Raw genomic sequence first — 19,260 nt, forward strand, 5'->3', positions numbered from 1 at the left:
TAACGGACTTCGGAACCCCGAACCTGCCCATAGAGTCCAGTGATTAGTCATCCGCTCAAAACAGGGCTAGGTTAAAGGCTCTGTCCGTCCCGTCAGTCCGTAGCCGTGCGGACTCAAAGGAGTGATTTCAATGCCGTCCCTCGATAGCCTGAAAACCCTTAAAACGCTGCAGGTCGACGCCAAGGCCTACCACTATTTCAGCCTGCCGGACGCCGCTCGCAGCCTCGGCGACCTGGACAAGCTGCCCATGTCGCTGAAAGTGCTGCTGGAAAACCTGCTGCGCTGGGAAGATGAAAAAACCGTCACCGGTGCCGATCTCAAAGCGCTGGCCGGGTGGTTGAAAGAACGTCGTTCCGACCGCGAGATTCAATACCGACCGGCACGGGTATTGATGCAGGACTTCACCGGTGTCCCGGCCGTGGTCGACCTGGCCGCCATGCGCGCCGCCGTGGAAAAGGCCGGCGGCGATCCCCAGCGGATCAACCCGCTGTCGCCAGTGGACCTGGTGATCGACCACTCGGTGATGGTGGACCGGTTCGCCAGTCGCCAGGCGTTCGAGCAGAACGTCGACATCGAGATGCAGCGCAACGGCGAACGCTACGCCTTCCTGCGCTGGGGCCAGAGCGCCTTCGCCAACTTCAGCGTGGTACCGCCGGGCACCGGGATCTGCCACCAGGTCAACCTCGAATACCTGGGCCGCACCGTCTGGACCAAGGAGGAAGACGGCCGCACCTATGCTTTCCCGGATACCCTGGTGGGCACCGACTCCCACACCACCATGATCAACGGCCTCGGTGTGCTGGGCTGGGGCGTCGGTGGGATCGAGGCCGAAGCCGCCATGCTCGGCCAGCCGGTGTCGATGCTGATTCCCGAGGTCATCGGTTTCAAACTCACCGGCAAGCTGCGCGAAGGCATCACCGCCACCGACCTGGTCCTTACCGTCACGCAGATGCTGCGCAAAAAAGGCGTGGTGGGTAAATTCGTCGAGTTCTATGGCGATGGCCTCGCCGACCTGCCCCTGGCCGACCGCGCCACCATCGCCAACATGGCCCCGGAGTACGGCGCCACGTGCGGTTTCTTCCCGGTGGACGACGTCACCCTGGATTACCTGCGCCTGTCCGGGCGCCCGGCGGAAACGGTGAAACTGGTAGAAGCCTATTGCAAGGCCCAGGGCCTGTGGCGCTTGCCTGGCAAGGAACCGGTGTTCACCGACACCCTGGAGCTGGACATGGGCAGCGTCGAAGCCAGCCTGGCCGGGCCGAAACGCCCCCAGGACCGGGTTTCGCTGCCCAACGTCGGCCAGGCATTCAGCGATTTCCTGGGGCTGCTGGTCAAACCCACCAGCAAGGAAGAAGGTCGCCTGGAAAGCGAAGGCGGCGGTGGTGTTGCGGTGGGCAATGCCGATCAGGTGGGTGAGGCCGAGTACGAGTTCGAAGGCCACACCTACCGCCTGAAAAACGGTGCGGTGGTAATCGCAGCCATTACTTCCTGCACCAACACCTCCAACCCCAGTGTGATGATGGCCGCCGGGCTGCTGGCGAAAAAAGCCGTGGAAAAAGGTTTGACCCGCAAGCCCTGGGTCAAGAGTTCCCTGGCACCGGGTTCCAAGGTGGTCACCGATTACTACCAGGCCGCCGGCCTGACCGAGTACCTGGATCAACTGGGCTTTGCCCTGGTGGGCTACGGCTGCACCACCTGCATCGGCAACTCCGGGCCCTTGCCGGACCCGATCGAAAAAGCCATCCAGAAAGCCGACCTGACCGTGGCCTCGGTATTGTCGGGCAACCGCAACTTCGAAGGCCGCGTGCATCCGCTGGTCAAGACCAACTGGCTGGCCTCGCCGCCCCTGGTGGTGGCCTACGCCCTGGCCGGCACGGTGCGTATCGATATCAGCAGCGAACCGTTAGGCAATGACCGCGACGGCAATCCGGTGTACCTGCGGGATATCTGGCCCAGCAGCAAGGAAGTCGCCGACGCCGTGGCCCAAGTGGACACCGGCATGTTCCACAAGGAGTACGCCGCCGTGTTTGCCGGCGACGAGCAATGGCAGGCCATCGAGGTGCCGCAAGCAGCGACTTACGTCTGGCAGCCGGACTCGACCTATATCCAGCACCCACCCTTCTTCGACAGCATCGACGGGCCACCACCGGCCATTCGTAACATCGAAGGCGCCCGGGTACTGGCCCTGCTTGGCGATTCGGTCACCACCGACCACATCTCCCCGGCCGGCAATATCAAGGCCGACAGCCCGGCGGGGCGGTACCTGCGCGAACAGGGCGTGGAACCGCGGGATTTCAATTCCTATGGCTCAAGGCGTGGCAATCACCAGGTGATGATGCGCGGCACGTTTGCCAATATCCGGATCCGCAACGAAATGCTCGGCGGCGAGGAAGGCGGCAACACCATCTACATTCCCAACGGCGAAAGAATGCCGATCTACGATGCCGCCATGTTGTATCAGGCCAAGGGCACGCCGCTGGTGGTGATCGCGGGGCAGGAATACGGCACCGGCTCCAGTCGGGACTGGGCGGCCAAGGGTACGAACCTGCTGGGGGTCAAGGCGGTGATCGCCGAAAGCTTCGAACGCATCCACCGTTCCAACCTGGTGGGCATGGGCGTACTGCCATTGCAGTTCAAACTCGATCAGAACCGCAAGAGCCTGAACCTGACCGGCAAGGAAACCCTGGACATCCTCGGCCTGGACGACGTCGAACTGACACCGCGGATGAACCTGCCACTGGTCATCACCCGCGAGGACGGCAGCCAGGAGCGGATCGAGGTGTTGTGTCGGATCGATACCTTGAATGAAGTGGAGTACTTCAAGGCAGGCGGGATCCTGCACTATGTCCTGCGGCAATTGATTTCAGGTTAAACGCAATTCCTGTGGGAGCGAGCCTGCTCGCGAAGGCGATCTGTCAGTCATTGAAGTACTGACTGGCCCAGCGCTTTCGCGAGCAAGCCCGCTCCCACAGTCCTGCCCTTGGCTGACGAGTATCAATCATCAGATCAATCGCCGTTTTTTGTATCGCTCCGCTTATACTCCCTCTCGCCGGCGCTCAAGGACCTGAGTCAACCGGCTGACTTTCCACGCCTACGCATGAATCTGCATGGATACAAAATTGTGCTCTTTGAGCGACTTGGCATCGTCGTAGACGCGGCGGCCACTTTCGCCCGAAGTTCCACAGCCTAAAAGGACGTTATATGCCTGCTTTACCCTGGCCGTACCTGGCCTTCCTGTCCGTCGGCTATTGCCTGGCCCTGGCCTACGGAAAACTGGCCTGGACCGCCGCCATCTCAATCGCACTGTTACTACTGGCCGGCTATGCAGTCCGCCAGCGGCAGATACCGGTCGGCCGCTTTCTCGGTCACGCCCTTTTCCTCATCCTGGCCCTGGCGCTGGCCCTGCACTGGATGCCGGGCTTCTTCAACGGGCGGGCAATCCCGGCTCATCGCTTGACCGATGATGCCGTCCCGTTTGCCATGTACCTCAATCAGGACAAGCCGCTGATCGGTTTCTGGTTGCTGTTGGCGTGTCCATGGATCGTCGGCCGGCGCACGCTTGGCCTGTCGTTCCTGGCCACGGCCCTGGGCCTGGTGCTGAGTGCGATATTGGCCCTGGGCGGAGCGATCGTGCTGGGCATGATTCACTGGGCACCGAAGTGGCCGGACCAGGCCTGGATATGGGTCGCCAACAATCTTCTACTGGTGACGGTGGTGGAGGAAGCGCTGTTTCGTGGCTACATTCAAGGCAGCTTGAGCCGGCGCTTCAGTCATCTGGCCCATGGCGACAACCTGGCGTTGCTCCTGGCCTCGCTGCTGTTCGGCCTGGTACACGCCGGCGCCGGTTGGCAATGGGTGCTGCTGTCGGGCCTGGCGGGGATCGGCTACGGGCTTGCCTATCGCTTTGGCGGCCTGGGCGCGGCGATTGCTACCCACTTCGGTCTCAATCTGCTTCATTTCGCCCTATTTACCTACCCGATGCTGGCGTGATACCGACGGGGAAAATAACTTCAATAAAAGCCTGACGTTGCCGACAACCTTTCAAAGCCTTGCGGATTATTCACACCATGCGTAACAACCAACCCATCACACAACGCGAAAGGACCTTCCCGGCCCAGCAACGATTGATCTCCACCACCAATGCCAAGGGCGTGATCACCTACTGCAACGATGCGTTCGTTGAAATCAGCGGGTTTTCCAAGGAAGAACTGATTGGTTCGCCCCACAATCTGGTGCGCCACCCCGACGTCCCGTCGGCCGTGTTCGCCCATATGTGGAACACCCTGAAACAAGGCTTGCCATGGATGGGCATCGTCAAGAATCGCTGCAAGAGCGGCGATCACTACTGGGTCAACGCCTACGTCACCCCCGTGTTCGAAGGTAACCAGGTGGTCGGCTACGAATCGGTACGGGTCAAGCCCAGCGCCGAACAGATCGCCCGGGCCGAAGCCCTCTACCAGCGCATCAACCAAGGCAAGTCGGCGGTCCCCCGCAGCGACAAGTGGGTGCCGATGCTCCAGGACTGGCTGCCGTTCATCCTGGTCAGCCAGTTGAGCTTCATCGTCGGCGCCTTCCTCAATTCTTCCTGGGGGTTTGCCCTGGCCGCCTTGCTGTCGGTGCCCCTCGGGCTGATGGGCCTGCAATGGCAGCAACGCGGGATCAAGCGCCTGCTGCGCCTGGCCGAGCAAACCACGTCCGACCCGCTGATCGCCCGGATGTACACCGACAGCCGTGGCGTCCAGGCGCGCCTGGAGATGTCGATCCTCAGCCAGGAGGCTCGCCTGAAAACCTGCCTGACCCGTCTGCAGGACACCGCCGAACACCTCAACGATCAGGCGCGGCAGTCCAACACCCTGGCCCACAACAGCTCCAGCGGCCTGGAACGCCAGCGAGTGGAAACCGAACAGGTGGCCACAGCGGTCAACCAGATGGCCGCCACCACCCAGGAAGTCGCCAGCCACGTGCAACGCACCGCCGACGCCACCCAGGAAGCCAACCGCCTGACCGGTCGCGGACGCGACATCGCCGGGGAAACCCGCGAGGCCATCGAACGCTTGTCCGTGGTGGTCGGCGAAACCGGCCAGACCGTGACCCAACTGGCCAAGGACAGCGACGAGATCGGCGGCGTGGTGGATGTGATCAAAGGCATCGCCGACCAGACCAACCTGCTGGCCCTCAACGCCGCCATCGAAGCGGCACGTGCCGGCGAGATGGGTCGCGGCTTTGCCGTGGTGGCCGATGAAGTCCGGCAACTGGCGCAACGCACCAGCGAATCCACCGGGCAGATCCATGCCCTGATCGCCAAACTCCAGCAAACCGCCACCAATGCCGTGCAGACCATGGATGCCGGTCATCGCCAGGCCGAAGAAGGCGTGGCGCGGGTGATGGAAGCGGACGAAGCGCTGGTGGGCATCAGTGAAGCGGTGGCCAATATCACCGACATGACCACCCAGATCGCCGCCGCAACAGAGGAACAAAGCTCGGTGGCCGAAGAGATCAGCCGTAACATCAGCAACATCTCGGAACTGGCCGACCAGACCTCGGGGCAGGCCCACAGCTCGGCGCTATTGAGCGAAGAACTGACCCGCACGGCCAATACCCAGTACTCGTTGGTGGAGCGGTTCAACCGCTGATCGAATGCCTGCTCGATAAAAAACCCGGACAGTGACAGCTTCCGGGTTTTTTATTGCTTGTCCTGGCCCCATCGCGAGCAGGCTCGCTCCCACATGTGGAACGCACTCCCCTGTGGGAGCGAGCCTGCTCGCGATGAGGCCCGCCCAATCACCTCACGTCCGAAGAAGAAACCCCGACACCCTCAGCGCCGCAGCTTCCAAATGCTGCTCATGACTGAACCCCGAAGCCTTCAACGGCTTCAGATCATGGTCCCCTGCCACCAACCACAGCAACTCAATGCTCGGTGACAAAGTGTAGCCCTGCACCGCCTCACGATTACCCAAGGCATCCCGCTCACCCTGGACGATCAATGCCGGGGTCTTCAACCCGGCCAAATGCTCGACCCGCGGCTTTTCCGGCTTGCCTGCCGCATAGAACGGATAACCCAGGCACACCAACCCTTCACACACCAGCTCGTCGGCCAACAGGCTCGCCATCCGCCCGCCCATGGACTTGCCACCGATGGCCAGCCGCCCAGCGACATAAGGCCGCACCAACGCATACACCTCTCGCCAGCATTCCAGCAGCTTGGGTGCCGGGTTGGGGGGACGTTTGCCCCCGTCCAGACGCCGTTGGGCCATGTAGGGAAACTCGAAGCGCAACACGTTGACCCCATGGGCAGCAAGGCGTGCGGCCATTTCGTTCATGAAGCCGCTGTCCATCGGCGCACCAGCGCCGTGGGCGAGGATCAGGCTGGGCGCCTCGCCACCGGTGCCCGATTGCGCGGCCGTCCACAGCCAGCCGTGTTGTGCCACGCACCGCGCCCATTGATCCCCGTCAATACTGGCCTTGTGCTGTTTGTCCATGCTTGCCTCGCTTTCAGTCTGCCTATAACTCCAGGCGAAGATGCCGCGCTGCCTTGCGCAGGCACGCTCTTCGGCTGAACCGTGGATGGGGAACCATGAACACTTCTATCAGTACCGCCTACAACTACAAGGTGGTCCGCCAATTCGCCATTATGACGGTGGTGTGGGGCATCGTCGGCATGGGGCTCGGGGTTTTTCTCGCGGCCCAATTGGTCTGGCCGCAGCTCAACTTCGATTTGCCCTGGACCAGCTTCGGTCGCCTGCGCCCGCTGCACACCAACGCGGTGATTTTCGCCTTCGGTGGCTGCGCCCTGTTCGCCAGCTCGTTCTACTCGGTACAGCGCACCTGCCAGACGCAGTTGTTTGCACCGAAAATCGCTGCGTTCTGCTTCTGGGGCTGGCAATTGGTGATCCTGCTGGCGGCCATCAGCCTGCCGCTGGGCTACACCAGCTCCAAGGAGTATGCCGAGCTGGAATGGCCGATCGATATTCTGATCACCATCGTCTGGGTCGCCTACGCCATCGTGTTCTTCGGCACCGTGGCCAAGCGCAACACCAAGCACATCTACGTGGGTAACTGGTTCTTCGGCGGGTTCATCCTGACCGTGGCGATCCTGCACATCGTCAACAACCTGGAACTGCCGGTGAGCTTCACCAAGTCCTACTCGGTGTACGCCGGGGCCACGGACGCGATGGTGCAATGGTGGTATGGGCACAACGCCGTGGGCTTTTTCCTCACCGCGGGCTTTTTGGGGATGATGTACTACTTCGTGCCGAAACAGGCCGAGCGTCCGGTGTACTCCTATCGCTTGTCCATCGTGCACTTCTGGGCGCTGATCACCCTGTACATCTGGGCCGGTCCGCACCACCTGCACTACACCGCGCTGCCGGACTGGGCGCAGTCCCTGGGCATGGTGATGTCGCTGATCCTGCTGGCACCCAGCTGGGGCGGCATGATCAATGGCATGATGACCCTCTCGGGCGCCTGGCATAAATTGCGCAGCGATCCGATCCTGCGGTTCCTGGTGGTGTCCCTGGCGTTCTACGGCATGTCGACCTTCGAAGGCCCGATGATGGCCATCAAGACTGTCAACGCCCTCTCCCACTACACCGACTGGACCATCGGCCACGTCCACGCCGGCGCGCTCGGCTGGGTGGCGATGATTTCCATCGGTGCGCTTTACCACATGATCCCGAAAGTCTTCGGCCGGCCACAGATGCACAGCATCGGCCTGATCAACGCGCATTTCTGGCTCGCGACCATCGGCACCGTGCTCTACATCGCCTCGATGTGGGTCAACGGCATCGCCCAGGGCCTGATGTGGCGGGCAGTGAACGAGGACGGCACGCTCACCTACTCCTTCGTCGAAACCCTGGTGGCCAGCCACCCCGGCTTCATCGTACGGCTGGTGGGCGGGGCAGTCTTCCTCAGCGGCATGTTGCTGATGGCCTACAACACCTGGCGCACCGTGCGGGCCTACCAGCCTGCCGAAGCCGCCGCTGCCGCGCAGATGGCTTGAGGAGTCCGCCATGAAACACGAAACAATCGAAAAAAACGTCGGCTTGCTGATGCTGCTGATGGTTCTCGCCGTGAGCATCGGCGGCCTGACCCAGATCGTGCCGTTGTTCTTCCAGGACGTGACCAACAAACCGGTGGACGGCATGAAGCCCTACACCGCCCTGCAGTTGGAAGGCCGTGACATCTACATCCGCGAAGGTTGCGTCGGCTGCCATTCGCAGATGATCCGCCCCTTCCGCGCCGAGACCGAGCGCTACGGCCATTACTCGGTGGCGGGCGAAAGCGTCTGGGACCACCCGTTCCTGTGGGGCTCCAAGCGCACCGGTCCGGACCTGGCCCGGGTCGGCGCACGCTACTCCGACGACTGGCACCGCGCGCACTTGTACAACCCGCGCAACGTCGTGCCCGAGTCGAAGATGCCGGCCTACCCGTGGCTGGTGACCCAGGCGGTGGACAGCAGCCACACCGAAACCAAGCTGCGCGCCATGCGCACCCTCGGCGTGCCTTACACCGATGACGACATCGCCGGCAGCGTGGCCTCGCTCAAGGGCAAGACCGAAATGGACGCACTGGTGGCCTACCTGCAAGTGCTCGGCACTGCCATCAAGAGCAAGAGGTGAGTCCCATGTTTCTTGAAATGAGCACTGGAATGATCCGCGGCCTGGGCACGGTCGTGGTGTTCGTGGCCTTCATCGGCCTGCTCCTGTGGGCGTTCAGCAGCAAGCGCGGTCCGGAATTCGCCCAGGCGCGCCTGCTGCCGTTCGCCGACGAGCCACCCGCCGACATCGCCCATCCCCAAGACCCTGCAACAAGGAGTACCCGGCCATGACCACCTTCTGGAGTACGTGGATCTGCGTACTGACCCTCGGCAGCCTGATCGGCCTGACCTGGCTGTTGATAGGTACCCGCAAGGGCGAGACCAAGGGCAGCGTCGACCAGACCATGGGCCACAGCTTCGACGGCATCGAGGAGTACGACAACCCGCTGCCGCAGTGGTGGTTCCTGTTGTTCGCCGGCACCCTGGTGTTTTCCGTCGGTTACCTGATCCTGTACCCGGGCCTGGGCAACTGGAAAGGCATCCTGCCTGGCTATGAAAACGGCTGGACCGGCGCCCATGAATGGGAAAAGGAGATGGCCAGGGCCGACGCCCGGTTCGGACCGATCTTCGCCAAATTCGCGGCGATGCCCGTGGAAGAAGTCGCCAAGGACCCACAAGCCCTGAAAATGGGCGGTCGCCTGTTCGCCTCCAACTGCTCGGTCTGCCACGGCTCGGATGCCAAGGGTGCCTTCGGCTTTCCGAACCTGACCGACGACAATTGGCGCTGGGGCGGCGCGGCCGACACCATCAAGACCACCATCATGGGCGGTCGCATGGCGGCGATGCCGGCCTGGGGTGAAATACTGGGGGATGCCGGGGTCAAGAACGTAGCCGCGTATGTACGTCATGACTTGGCCGGCCTGCCGCTGCCAGCCGATAGCGGTGCCGACCTGGAAGCCGGCAGACAGGCGTTCAGCACCACCTGCGTCGCTTGCCACGGCGCCAACGGCCAAGGCACCGAAGCCATGGGCGCGCCGAACCTGACGCAACCGGCAGGCTTCATCTACGGCACCAGCCTGGCCCAGCTGCAACAGACCATCCGCCACGGCCGCCACGGCCACATGCCGGCGCAGAACGAAATGCTCGGCAATGACAAGGTGCAACTGCTCGCGGCTTACGTCTACAGCCTGTCCCACCCTGCCGGTGTCGAGCGCCTGCAAGCCGATCGTAAAAGCGAATAAATCCTGACCACATGAACAGCCGCATCCATCGGATGCGGCAACCCCATGCCTGCGCGCGACCCATTGTCGCACCCTCCCAAGGTCTTCCTTTCGGTTCCCCGGAATCGGGTCTAAGCTTGCTTCTGCGTGTACTGGCGACTGCCGGTTTCAGGTCGACCCGACCCGATGTGTTCGACAATCGTTCGACAAAAACGCCGTAAAGACAGGCAGATACCGGCCGTAATGGCAATGGCCCGGTGTCATCCGAACGCCGAGTTTGAACACACCCCGTTACAACCGACCTGACCCCCTCGCCTCTTTCCTTCGGTGCGACACTTTGCCGAGGGCCCATTTTGTCCCTACGCGGCGCATGGAAAGGCCGCAGAATCAGCTTTTGGAAGCATTGACCCAGGTCATGGCGCGTTGCAATGACCCCCCGCTTTCTCCATACTTGCGGCCGATTTTTATCCTAATAAAACACCCAAACCGTGGAACCTTAGAATGAGCACAGCAATCAGTCCGACTGCTTATAACTATAAGGTAGTCCGCCAGTTCGCCATCATGACGGTGGTCTGGGGGATCCTTGGCATGGGGCTCGGTGTCTTCATCGCCTCGCAACTGGTCTGGCCGGAGTTGAACTTCGATCTGCCATGGACGACGTTTGGACGCCTGCGCCCGCTGCACACCAACCTGGTGATCTTCGCCTTCGGTGGTTGTGCATTGTTTGCCACTTCCTACTACGTCGTGCAGCGAACCTGCCAGACGCGACTGATCTCCGACAGCCTTGCGGCCTTCACCTTCTGGGGTTGGCAAGCGGTCATCGTCGGCGCGATCGTGACCTTGCCCATGGGTTTGACCACCACCAAGGAATATGCAGAGCTGGAATGGCCCCTGGCTATTCTGCTGGCCATCGTCTGGGTGACCTACGGCCTGGTGTTCTTCGGCACCATCGTCAAGCGCAAGACCAAGCACATCTACGTCGGTAACTGGTTCTACGGCGCCTTCATCGTCGTGACGGCCATGCTGCACATCGTCAACCACATGTCGCTGCCGGTCAGCCTGTTCAAGTCATACTCGGCCTATTCGGGCGCGACCGACGCGATGATCCAGTGGTGGTACGGCCACAACGCCGTGGGCTTCTTCCTGACCACCGGCTTCCTGGGCATGATGTACTACTTCGTGCCGAAACAGGCCGAGCGCCCGATCTACTCCTATCGCCTGTCCATCGTCCACTTCTGGGCGCTGATCACCCTGTACATCTGGGCCGGTCCGCACCACCTGCACTACACCGCGCTGCCGGACTGGGCGCAGTCCCTGGGCATGGCGATGTCGATCATCCTCCTGGCGCCAAGCTGGGGCGGCATGATCAACGGCATGATGACCCTGTCGGGCGCCTGGCATAAGCTGCGCACCGACCCGATCCTGCGGTTCCTGGTGGTGTCCCTGGCGTTCTACGGCATGTCGACCTTCGAAGGCCCGATGATGGCCATCAAGACCGTCAACTCCCTGAGCCACTACACCGACTGGACCATCGGCCACGTCCACGCCGGCGCGCTCGGCTGGGTGGCGATGATTTCCATCGGCGCCATCTACCACATGATCCCGAAACTGTTCGGTCGTGCGCAGATGCACAGCACCCCGCTGATCAACGCGCACTTCTGGCTCGCGACCATCGGTACCGTGCTCTACATCGCCTCGATGTGGGTCAACGGCATTACCCAGGGCCTGATGTGGCGCGCAATCAACGACGACGGCACCCTGACCTACTCGTTCGTTGAAGCGCTGCAAGCCAGCCACCCTGGCTACATCGTCCGTGCCCTGGGCGGCGCGTTCTTCGCCAGCGGCATGCTGTTCATGGCCTACAACGTGTACCGCACCGTTCGTGCTTCTGACCCGGCTGAAGCTGAAGCCGCCGCCAAGATCGCCGTAGTTGGAGCTCACTGATGAAGCACGAAGCAGTAGAGAAGAATATCGGCCTGCTGGCCTTCTTCATGGTCATCGCCGTGAGCATCGGCGGCCTGACCCAGATCGTTCCGCTGTTCTTCCAGGACGTGACCAACAAGCCGGTCGAAGGCATGAAGCCGCGTACCGCCCTTGAACTGGAAGGCCGCGACATCTACATCGCCAACGGCTGTGTCGGCTGCCACTCGCAGATGATCCGTCCGTTCCGCGCCGAGACCGAACGCTACGGCCACTACTCGGTCGCCGGCGAAAGCGTCTGGGACCACCCGTTCCTGTGGGGTTCCAAGCGTACCGGTCCGGACCTGGCCCGTGTTGGCGGCCGTTACTCCGATGACTGGCACCGTGCGCACTTGTACAACCCGCGCAACGTAGTGCCCGAGTCGAAAATGCCGGCCTACCCGTTCCTCGTGGAAAACAAGCTCGACGGCAAAGACACCGCGAAAAAAATGGAAGTCCTGCGCACCCTGGGCGTGCCTTACACCGACGAAGACATCGCCGGTGCCAAGGATGCCGTGAAGGGCAAGACCGAAATGGACGCGCTGGTGGCCTATCTGCAAGGCCTGGGCACCATCATCAAAAGCAAACGGTGATTCTTAATGGATATCGGGATGATTCGCGGCCTGGGCACCGTCGTCGTGATGGTGGCTTTTATCGGTCTGGCCCTGTGGGTGTTCAGCCCCAAGCGCAAGTCGGAGTTTGACGACGCGACCTTGCTGCCGTTCGCGGATGATCCCGAAGCCATCAAGCACGTCGAGCAAGCTTCTAGGAGTAACAAAGAATGACAACGTTCTGGAGTCTGTACGTCACAGTCCTCAGCCTGGGAACGATCTTCTCCCTGACCTGGCTGCTGCTGTCGACCCGCAAGGGCCAGCGCAGCGAGGCCACCGAAGAGACGGTTGGCCATTCCTTCGACGGGATCGAGGAATACGACAACCCGCTGCCGAAATGGTGGTTCATGCTGTTCGTGGGCACCATCGTGTTCGCCCTCGGCTACCTGGCGCTCTACCCTGGCCTGGGCAACTGGAAAGGCCTGCTGCCAGGCTATAACTACCTGGACACCGAAAAGCAGACCGCTTTCGCCAACGGCCAGACCGGCTGGACCGGCGTGCACGAGTGGGAAAAGGAAATGGCGCGCTCGGATGCCAAGTTCGGTCCGATCTTCGCCAAGTTCGCTTCCATGCCCATCGAAGAAGTTGCCAAGGATCCGCAAGCCCTGAAGATGGGCGGCCGCCTGTTCGCCTCCAACTGCTCGGTCTGCCACGGTTCCGACGCCAAGGGTGCCTACGGTTTCCCTAACCTGACCGACGCCGACTGGCGCTGGGGCGGCGAGCCGGAAACCATCAAGACCACCATCATGGGCGGTCGTCACGCGGTGATGCCGGGCTGGGCTGCCGTCGTCGGCGAGCAGGGTGTCGCCGACGTGGCGTCTTACCTGGTGACCAGCCTGCACGGTCGCAAACTGCCGGAAGGCGCCAAGGCCGATCCGGCCAATGGCCAGAAAATCTTCGCTGCCAACTGCGTGGCCTGCCACGGTCCGGCAGGCCAGGGTACTCCAGCCATGGGCGCACCTAACCTGACGCACCCGGCCGCGTTCATCTACGGTTCGAGCTTCGCTCAACTGCAGCAGACCATCCGCTACGGCCGCCAGGGCCAGATGCCTGCCCAGGCCGACCTGCAAGGCAACGACAAGGTCCACCTGCTGGCCGCCTATGTCTACAGCCTGTCCCACGGCGAAAAGGCTCCGGCCGCTGACGCCCAGTAAGGCTTACGCCTGATACACGGAAGGCCCCGTCAATGCACATTGACGGGGCCTTTTTCATGGCCGGTCCGATAGGACGCGCCGTTTCTCTTGCTGCCTACCAGCCAAAGTAGTAACGTGCCTACATCAGCGTTCAATGAGGGCACGCCATGTCCATCACCACCATGTCCAGCCGCGAATTCAACCACGACACAAGTGGTGCCAAAAAAGCCACCCGCGAAGGGCCCGTCATCATCACCGACCGTGGCAAGCCGGCCCATGTGCTGCTAAGCATTGAGGAGTATCAAAAACTGACCGGCATCGGCGCCAGCATTGTCGAGCTGCTGGTCATGCCCGATGCGCCGGATATCGATTTCGACACCGAGCGCGCCGTCATCACTCCTCGAGCGGTAGACCTGTCCTGATGTATCTACTCGACACCAATGTCATTTCGGAATTGCGCAAACCCCAGGCCGACAGCAACGTGCAGGCCTGGGCCCGCAGCGTGGCTGCGCCCAGTCTGTATGTCTCGGCGATTACCATCCTGGAACTGGAAACCGGTGTGCTGCGTTTCGAACGCAAGGACCCGAGCCAAGGCGGTCACCTGCGCGCCTGGCTGGACAACCACGTCTTGCCCGCCTTTGCCGGCAGGATCCTGGCGGTGGACCGCGCCGTGGCACTGCGCTGCGCCCGTCTGCACGTGCCCGACCGCAGCAATGAATGCGACGCGCTGATCGCTGCCACGGCGCTGATCCATGGCCTGACCGTGGTCACTCGCAACGTAGCGGACTTCGAAGCCAGCGGGGTTACGCTGCTCAATCCGTGGGTCGCCTGACCGACCGATTGCCTGATTCATCTTAAGCTGGTCCAATGCCCGCTCGCACGGATACGCAAGCCAGATTGCCAGGGAGACAAGGCGCAATGGAAGGCCTCACAGTCCTAGAACCAATAGCCGCCAGCGGTTGCCACTGTCAGGGTAACGCGCATGTCTGACGCGCTCTGGGCCGCTCGCCTGGGCGATGCGCTGGATCACACCTCGATGATGGCCGACATCCTCGGCGGTGTGCTGGAGGTGGCGGCTAACATCGCGATCACCGCCGTCGCCACCGCCGCCGTGGTGGCGGCCACCGGCATCACGGTCGCGACCGGTGGCCTCGGCTGCTTCCTGCTCGGCGCTGTAGTCGGTGCGGTCGTCGGTATCGCCATGAGCAAGACCGGCGCCGACAAGGGCCTGAGCAATATCTGCGAGGGCATCGGCAACGCCCTTTTTCCGCCCACGGTGCAGGCCAACATCCTCACCGGCTCCACCGACACCTTGACCAACAACATCCCCGCCGCCCGCGCCGCCGGGGCCATCGAGTCCCATGTCGCACCGGCCGGCACCGAGCTGGAAGCGCCCGAGCCCAGCTACCTGGACATGGCCGAGAGCTTCTTCTCGCAGATGTGGCGACCCACCGTCGCCACACCCGCCCCCGGCGCCGTGCCCAAGCCGTTGGATATGATCACCTGCCTGAAGCATCCGCCGATGCCGCCGCAGTTCCTGGCCGAAGGCTCGGACAAGGTCACCATCAACGGCCAGCCCGCCGTGCGCAGCGGCGACCGCAGTACCTGCGAAGCCAAGGTGGTGTCGTCCGGGTTGATTTCCCCCGACGTGACCATCGGCGGTGGCACCGTGGTGGTACGGGAGATCCGCAGCGGCAAGACGCCGGGGGTGGGGCTGGCGGTCACCGCGTTGCTGATGCTCAAGGGCGGCAAAGGCAAGTTCCTGAGCAACCTGCCATGCATGTTGATAGGCGGCGCAGCCTCGATGGCGGTCAGCAGTGCCATGGGCGCGGCGGCCAATGCGGCCATGGGCTCGTCGAACCCGGTGCATGCGGCGACTGGCGCGAAAGTGTTGGGGGATGTCGAGGAACTGGACTTCGTCTTGCCGGGTATCCTGCCCATCGACTGGCAGCGTTTCTACAACAGTCGCGACGAACGCCGTGACGGCCTGTTCGGCGCCGGCTGGAGCGTCGCCTACGAAATACGCGTAGAGATCCTGCCCCATCCCGAAGGCGGCGAAACCCTGGTCTATACCGACGAACAGGGCCGGCGCATCGACATGGGTTCGATTCCCTTGGGCGGCGCGGTGTTCAGCGCCGGCGAAGGCCTCAGCGTGCGGCGGCACGCCAACGGTGAACTGCTGATCGAAAGCGCGGACGGCTTGTACCGGTTGTTCAAGCCCACATCGGCGAATGCCACGCTGCTGCGCCTGGAACAGCTCGGTGATCGCAACGACAACCGCATCCACCTCGACTACGACGAAGCCGGGCAACTGGTACGGCTGCGTGACACGTTCGACCTGGTGCAGGTCGAACTGGCCTATGACGAGCGCTGGCCACGACGGGTCAGCCGGATCGAGCGCCTCTACCCCGACCAGCGCCGCGAAGTGCTGATGCACTACGGCTACGATGCCCAGGGAGACCTGGCGCAGGTGCGCCAGTCCAACAGCCAGGTCAAACGCCGTTATGCCTACGACCTCGGGCGGCGGATGGTGGAGCATCAGTTGCCCACGGGGCTGCGCTGCTTCTATGAATGGGCCTTGGTCGAAGGCCAGGAATGGCGCGTGGTCCGCCATTGGACCGACGCTGGCGATACCTACATATTCGACTATGACCTGGCCGGCGGCATCACCCGCATCACCGACGGCTTGAATCGCGTCAGCACCCGACGCTGGGATGCGCGCTACCAGATCACCGAAGCCACCGACGCACTGAATCGCACCTGGGCATTCCAGTGGAACGACGAAAGCCAGTTGCTGGGGGCAACCGACCCCAACGGTGGGCAACATCAGTTCAGCTATGACGAAGCGGGCAATCTCTGCCAGACCCTCGACCCGCTCGGGCGTAGCGAGTCGACGCTGTGGCTCGAACACTGGGCCCTGCCCCTGGCGGAAACCGATGCCGCAGGCAATACCTGGCAATACCGCTATGACGCGCGGGGCAATCGCACGGTTGAAACCGATCCCCTGGGCCACGTCACCCGCTATCGCCACGATGCCCATGGCCAGGTGGTGGAGATCATCGACGCCACCGGCAAAAGCAAGACGATGCGCTGGACGGCCCTCGGCCAACTCAGCGAACACACCGACTGCTCCGGCTACACCACCCGGTTGAGCTACGACGAGCGCGGTCTGCTGCTCAGCAGCAGCGATGCGCTGGGGGAACGCACCAGTTTCAGCTACGACGACCAGGGCAGGTTGCTGAGCAAGCAGTTGCCGGACGGGCGCATCGAACACTATCAACGCGATGCCAGCGGCCAGTTGATCGGCTACAGCGATCCCGCCGGCCACACCACATCGTTCCAGCACACGCCGAGCGGTCAACTGCGCCTGCGCACCGACGCCCACGGCCGGCGGGTGGAGTTGAGCTACGACAGTTATGGGCGGCTGCTGGCCCTGACCAACGAGAACGGCGAAAGCTATCGGTTTGCCTGGGATGCGGGTGATCGCTTGAGCGCCGAGCACAGCCTGGACGGCAGCCTCAAGCGCTATGCCTACGATGCGCTGGACAACGTCACTCGCGTGCAAGCCGTCGCCGTTCCCGGCAGCACTGACCTGGACCTCTCGCCGCAAGCCCCCATCATCCATGAGCTGGAACGCGATGCCATGGGTCGGCTGGTCGCCAAGGTCACCGCCGACGGGCGCACCGAATACCGCTATGACGCCCTCGATCAGGTCAAGGCCATCACCTTCACCGGCCTGGCCGGCGAACAGCAAAGCATCGGCTTCAGCTACGACGCGCTTGGGCAACTGATCGCCGAACAGGGCTGGGCCGGTCGCCTCGAGCATCGCTATGACGAACTGGGCAACCTCACCCAGACACAGCTCCCCGATGGCCGCTGGCTGAACCGCCTGCACTACGGCAGCGGCCATTTGCACCAGATCAACCTCGACGGCCAAGTCATCAGTGACTTCGAGCGCGACCGCCTGCACCGCGAGGTACTGCGCACCCAGGGCCGTCTCAGCACCCGCAGCGAATACGACCGCAGCGGCCGCCTGCGGGCCCGCCAGCGACGGCAACAGGAACAGTCGACCCTGCTGCCGCCAGCGGCGCAGTCGTTGTTTGCCTACGACGGCAGCGATCAACTGGTGGAGCGCTTCGACAATCAGCCCGACGCGCCCCATCGTCAACTGCTGCACTACGACGCCACCGGCCGCATCCTCGCCAGCCAGGACAACCTCAAGGGTCAGCGTGAAGGTTTCGCCTACGACCCGGCCGCCAACCTGCTCGACGGGCTGATGGGCACCGGGCACGTCACTCATAACCGCTTGCTGACCTATCAAGACAAGCGCTACCGCTACGACGGCTTCGGCCGCATGGTGGAAAAACGCAGCAGCCGACGCGGCGTCCAGCGCTTCAAGTACGACGCCGAACAGCGTTTGGTGGAGGTGCACAACGACAACGGCTCGGTCGTGAAGATGACCTACGACCCGCTGGGCCGACGCGTCGAAAAAACCGAGTACGACCGCCATGCTACCCCGCTGGGTCGTACCCGCTTTACCTGGGATGCGCTGCAACTGTTGCAGGAACATCGCGACAGCCAGACCAGCCTCTACATCTATGCCGACGACGGCCACGAGCCTTTGGCGCGGGTCGATGGCCTCGGTGAACAGCAGAAAGTCCGTTACTACCACAACGACTTCAACGGCCAGCCCGAACAACTGTCGGAAAGCGACGGCCATACGCTCTGGCGCGCCCATTACCAGGTGTGGGGCAGCACCGCCGAAGAGCTGCGCGAACCGTATTACATCGAAGAGCAGAACCTGCGGTTCCAGGGCCAGTACCTGGACCGGGAAACCGGGCTGCACTACAACACCCTGCGCTTCTACGACCCGGACATAGGCCGCTTCACCACGCCGGACCCCATCGGCCTTGCGGGCGGACTGAACCTCTACCAGTACGCACCGAACCCGGTGAGCTGGATCGACCCCCTGGGGCTGATGAAATGCACCACCCCGCCGAAGGGGCGCAAGGTCAATCGGACGGTCTATCGCTTCGAGGAACCCGGGCGGATCAGCACCACCTGGACCGCCCACAAGTGGAACGTTGCCGCCCGGCACCGTTATACCGCGCCGGGGCTTGGTGGCGTCTATGGCGCCAACTCGCGCAAGACCGCCATGGGTGAGGTCAATCACTGGGGTGTGGACCTGTCCACGCGGGTGCTGGTGAGCAAGAAGGTGCAGCTCAACAACGTCCTCGACCTGACCCGGGCCGATGTGCGCAAACAACTGGGCGTGTCCCTTAAAAGCATCACCGGCAACAAATACACCCAGACCCACCAGATTGGCGCCTGGGCCAAGGCCAACGGTTATGATGGGATCCTGGCGCCGTCGGCGCGAAACCCGACCGGCAGCAACTTGATCTCCTTTGCAGGTTTTTGACATGGGACTGGAAGACGAATACGTCGGCGACGCCGATTGGCGAACCTTCGTGCGCCTGTACGAAGAGGACTATCTCGACGATAACGCCCGCACGCTTGCCAAGGCCATGGATGACCAGCTCGACATGGCCGTGGTGCTCTATGGCAAACGCGGGCTCAAGGAGGGCCTCTGGTGGCTGGAGCAGGTCGTGCCGGCCCTGGGCAACAAACGTCCGGTCGACTGCCTCAAGAGTCCGAAACTGATCAAGCGCCTGAGAATGGCGCTGATGAGCATGCCGTAATCGACAAGGAGGATTTGGACGAAGCGTGAGTCCATCGCAGAACAAAATGCGGATTCAAGAACACAATCCTGTGGCGAGGGGATTCATCCCCGCTGGGCTGCG

General features: G+C 62.6%; 16 protein-coding genes. 15 read left to right on the plus strand and 1 reads right to left on the minus strand.

The features are described 5' to 3' along the window. Positions 1-130: 130 nt before the first annotated feature. The 3 genes from acnA to N005_RS26205 all read left to right on the plus strand — a co-directional run bounded on the left by acnA (position 131) and on the right by N005_RS26205 (position 5,633). Positions 131-2,872: an aconitate hydratase AcnA gene (gene acnA, locus N005_RS26195; protein WP_047703831.1), complete on the plus strand. Its 2,742-nt coding sequence runs from the start codon at positions 131-133 to the stop codon at positions 2,870-2,872. Between the two features lie 329 nt (positions 2,873-3,201). Next, complete coding sequence (locus N005_RS26200) at positions 3,202-3,990, plus strand: CPBP family intramembrane glutamic endopeptidase (RefSeq protein ID WP_047703832.1); 789 nt, start codon at positions 3,202-3,204, stop codon at positions 3,988-3,990. A 77-nt stretch (positions 3,991-4,067) separates the two neighbouring features. Beyond that, positions 4,068-5,633 carry a methyl-accepting chemotaxis protein gene (locus tag N005_RS26205; RefSeq protein WP_047703833.1) on the plus strand — a complete coding sequence of 522 codons (1,566 nt, stop codon included), beginning with the start codon at positions 4,068-4,070 and terminating at the stop codon, positions 5,631-5,633. Between the two features lie 153 nt (positions 5,634-5,786). On the opposite strand, the gene N005_RS26210 is transcribed toward N005_RS26205, so the two are convergent. After that, positions 5,787-6,479 (minus strand): alpha/beta family hydrolase, encoded by a 693-nt coding sequence (locus tag N005_RS26210; RefSeq protein WP_047703834.1) that lies wholly within the window; start codon positions 6,477-6,479, stop codon positions 5,787-5,789. A gap of 95 nt (positions 6,480-6,574) precedes the next feature. Between N005_RS26210 and ccoN (N005_RS26215) the strand changes: the two genes are divergently transcribed. From ccoN (N005_RS26215) to N005_RS26270, 12 genes are all read left to right on the plus strand, one after another. After that, positions 6,575-7,999: a cytochrome-c oxidase, cbb3-type subunit I gene (ccoN, locus tag N005_RS26215; RefSeq protein WP_047703835.1), complete on the plus strand. Its 1,425-nt coding sequence runs from the start codon at positions 6,575-6,577 to the stop codon at positions 7,997-7,999. A gap of 10 nt (positions 8,000-8,009) precedes the next feature. Then, positions 8,010-8,618: a cytochrome-c oxidase, cbb3-type subunit II gene (gene ccoO, locus N005_RS26220; protein WP_024777895.1), complete on the plus strand. Its 609-nt coding sequence runs from the start codon at positions 8,010-8,012 to the stop codon at positions 8,616-8,618. A 5-nt stretch (positions 8,619-8,623) separates the two neighbouring features. Beyond that, complete coding sequence (locus N005_RS26225; RefSeq protein ID WP_047703836.1) at positions 8,624-8,827, plus strand: cbb3-type cytochrome oxidase subunit 3; 204 nt, start codon at positions 8,624-8,626, stop codon at positions 8,825-8,827. After that, positions 8,824-9,777: a cytochrome-c oxidase, cbb3-type subunit III gene (ccoP, locus tag N005_RS26230; RefSeq protein ID WP_047703837.1), complete on the plus strand. Its 954-nt coding sequence runs from the start codon at positions 8,824-8,826 to the stop codon at positions 9,775-9,777. The genes N005_RS26225 and ccoP (N005_RS26230) overlap by 4 nt, the downstream gene beginning before the upstream one ends. Positions 9,778-10,257: 480 nt before the next feature. Beyond that, positions 10,258-11,700, plus strand: a complete 1,443-nt coding sequence (gene ccoN, locus N005_RS26235) for a cytochrome-c oxidase, cbb3-type subunit I (RefSeq protein WP_047703838.1) — start codon at positions 10,258-10,260, stop codon at positions 11,698-11,700. Then, the gene (gene ccoO, locus N005_RS26240) at positions 11,700-12,308 is read left to right on the plus strand and encodes a cytochrome-c oxidase, cbb3-type subunit II (protein ID WP_003199605.1); all 609 of its coding nucleotides are present in this window, start codon (positions 11,700-11,702) and stop codon (positions 12,306-12,308) included. Before ccoN (N005_RS26235) ends, ccoO (N005_RS26240) begins: the two co-directional genes overlap by 1 nt. A 6-nt stretch (positions 12,309-12,314) precedes the next feature. Next, on the plus strand, positions 12,315-12,500 hold the full coding sequence (locus N005_RS26245) for a CcoQ/FixQ family Cbb3-type cytochrome c oxidase assembly chaperone (RefSeq protein ID WP_003183474.1): 186 nt from the start codon (positions 12,315-12,317) through the stop codon (positions 12,498-12,500). Beyond that, complete coding sequence (ccoP, locus tag N005_RS26250) at positions 12,497-13,480, plus strand: cytochrome-c oxidase, cbb3-type subunit III (RefSeq protein ID WP_041021799.1); 984 nt, start codon at positions 12,497-12,499, stop codon at positions 13,478-13,480. The genes N005_RS26245 and ccoP (N005_RS26250) overlap by 4 nt, the downstream gene beginning before the upstream one ends. A gap of 146 nt (positions 13,481-13,626) precedes the next feature. Further along, positions 13,627-13,881, plus strand: a complete 255-nt coding sequence (locus N005_RS26255; protein WP_024777889.1) for a type II toxin-antitoxin system Phd/YefM family antitoxin — start codon at positions 13,627-13,629, stop codon at positions 13,879-13,881. Continuing rightward, positions 13,881-14,291 (plus strand): type II toxin-antitoxin system VapC family toxin, encoded by a 411-nt coding sequence (locus N005_RS26260; RefSeq protein ID WP_047703839.1) that lies wholly within the window; start codon positions 13,881-13,883, stop codon positions 14,289-14,291. Before N005_RS26255 ends, N005_RS26260 begins: the two co-directional genes overlap by 1 nt. A gap of 150 nt (positions 14,292-14,441) precedes the next feature. Then, positions 14,442-18,878: an RHS repeat-associated core domain-containing protein gene (locus N005_RS26265; protein WP_047703840.1), complete on the plus strand. Its 4,437-nt coding sequence runs from the start codon at positions 14,442-14,444 to the stop codon at positions 18,876-18,878. A gap of 1 nt (position 18,879) precedes the next feature. Next, entirely contained in the window at positions 18,880-19,158 is a 279-nt protein-coding gene (locus N005_RS26270; RefSeq protein ID WP_047703841.1) for a hypothetical protein, read from the plus strand. Positions 19,159-19,260 lie beyond the last annotated feature (102 nt).

The sequence above is a fragment of the Pseudomonas mediterranea CFBP 5447 genome (assembly GCF_000774145.1).
In the GTDB taxonomy this organism is placed as follows: Bacteria; Pseudomonadota; Gammaproteobacteria; order Pseudomonadales; family Pseudomonadaceae; genus Aquipseudomonas; species Aquipseudomonas mediterranea.

Coding starts and splice junctions, on each gene's coding strand:
- acnA (WP_047703831.1), top strand. CDS start 131: ATGCCGTCCCTCGATAGCCTGAAAACCCTTAAAACGCTGCAGGTCGAC.
- N005_RS26200 (WP_047703832.1), top strand. CDS start 3,202: ATGCCTGCTTTACCCTGGCCGTACCTGGCCTTCCTGTCCGTCGGCTAT.
- N005_RS26205 (WP_047703833.1), top strand. CDS start 4,068: ATGCGTAACAACCAACCCATCACACAACGCGAAAGGACCTTCCCGGCC.
- N005_RS26210 (WP_047703834.1), bottom strand. CDS start 6,479: ATGGACAAACAGCACAAGGCCAGTATTGACGGGGATCAATGGGCGCGG.
- ccoN (WP_047703835.1), top strand. CDS start 6,575: ATGAACACTTCTATCAGTACCGCCTACAACTACAAGGTGGTCCGCCAA.
- ccoO (WP_024777895.1), top strand. CDS start 8,010: ATGAAACACGAAACAATCGAAAAAAACGTCGGCTTGCTGATGCTGCTG.
- N005_RS26225 (WP_047703836.1), top strand. CDS start 8,624: ATGTTTCTTGAAATGAGCACTGGAATGATCCGCGGCCTGGGCACGGTC.
- ccoP (WP_047703837.1), top strand. CDS start 8,824: ATGACCACCTTCTGGAGTACGTGGATCTGCGTACTGACCCTCGGCAGC.
- ccoN (WP_047703838.1), top strand. CDS start 10,258: ATGAGCACAGCAATCAGTCCGACTGCTTATAACTATAAGGTAGTCCGC.
- ccoO (WP_003199605.1), top strand. CDS start 11,700: ATGAAGCACGAAGCAGTAGAGAAGAATATCGGCCTGCTGGCCTTCTTC.
- N005_RS26245 (WP_003183474.1), top strand. CDS start 12,315: ATGGATATCGGGATGATTCGCGGCCTGGGCACCGTCGTCGTGATGGTG.
- ccoP (WP_041021799.1), top strand. CDS start 12,497: ATGACAACGTTCTGGAGTCTGTACGTCACAGTCCTCAGCCTGGGAACG.
- N005_RS26255 (WP_024777889.1), top strand. CDS start 13,627: ATGTCCATCACCACCATGTCCAGCCGCGAATTCAACCACGACACAAGT.
- N005_RS26260 (WP_047703839.1), top strand. CDS start 13,881: ATGTATCTACTCGACACCAATGTCATTTCGGAATTGCGCAAACCCCAG.
- N005_RS26265 (WP_047703840.1), top strand. CDS start 14,442: ATGTCTGACGCGCTCTGGGCCGCTCGCCTGGGCGATGCGCTGGATCAC.
- N005_RS26270 (WP_047703841.1), top strand. CDS start 18,880: ATGGGACTGGAAGACGAATACGTCGGCGACGCCGATTGGCGAACCTTC.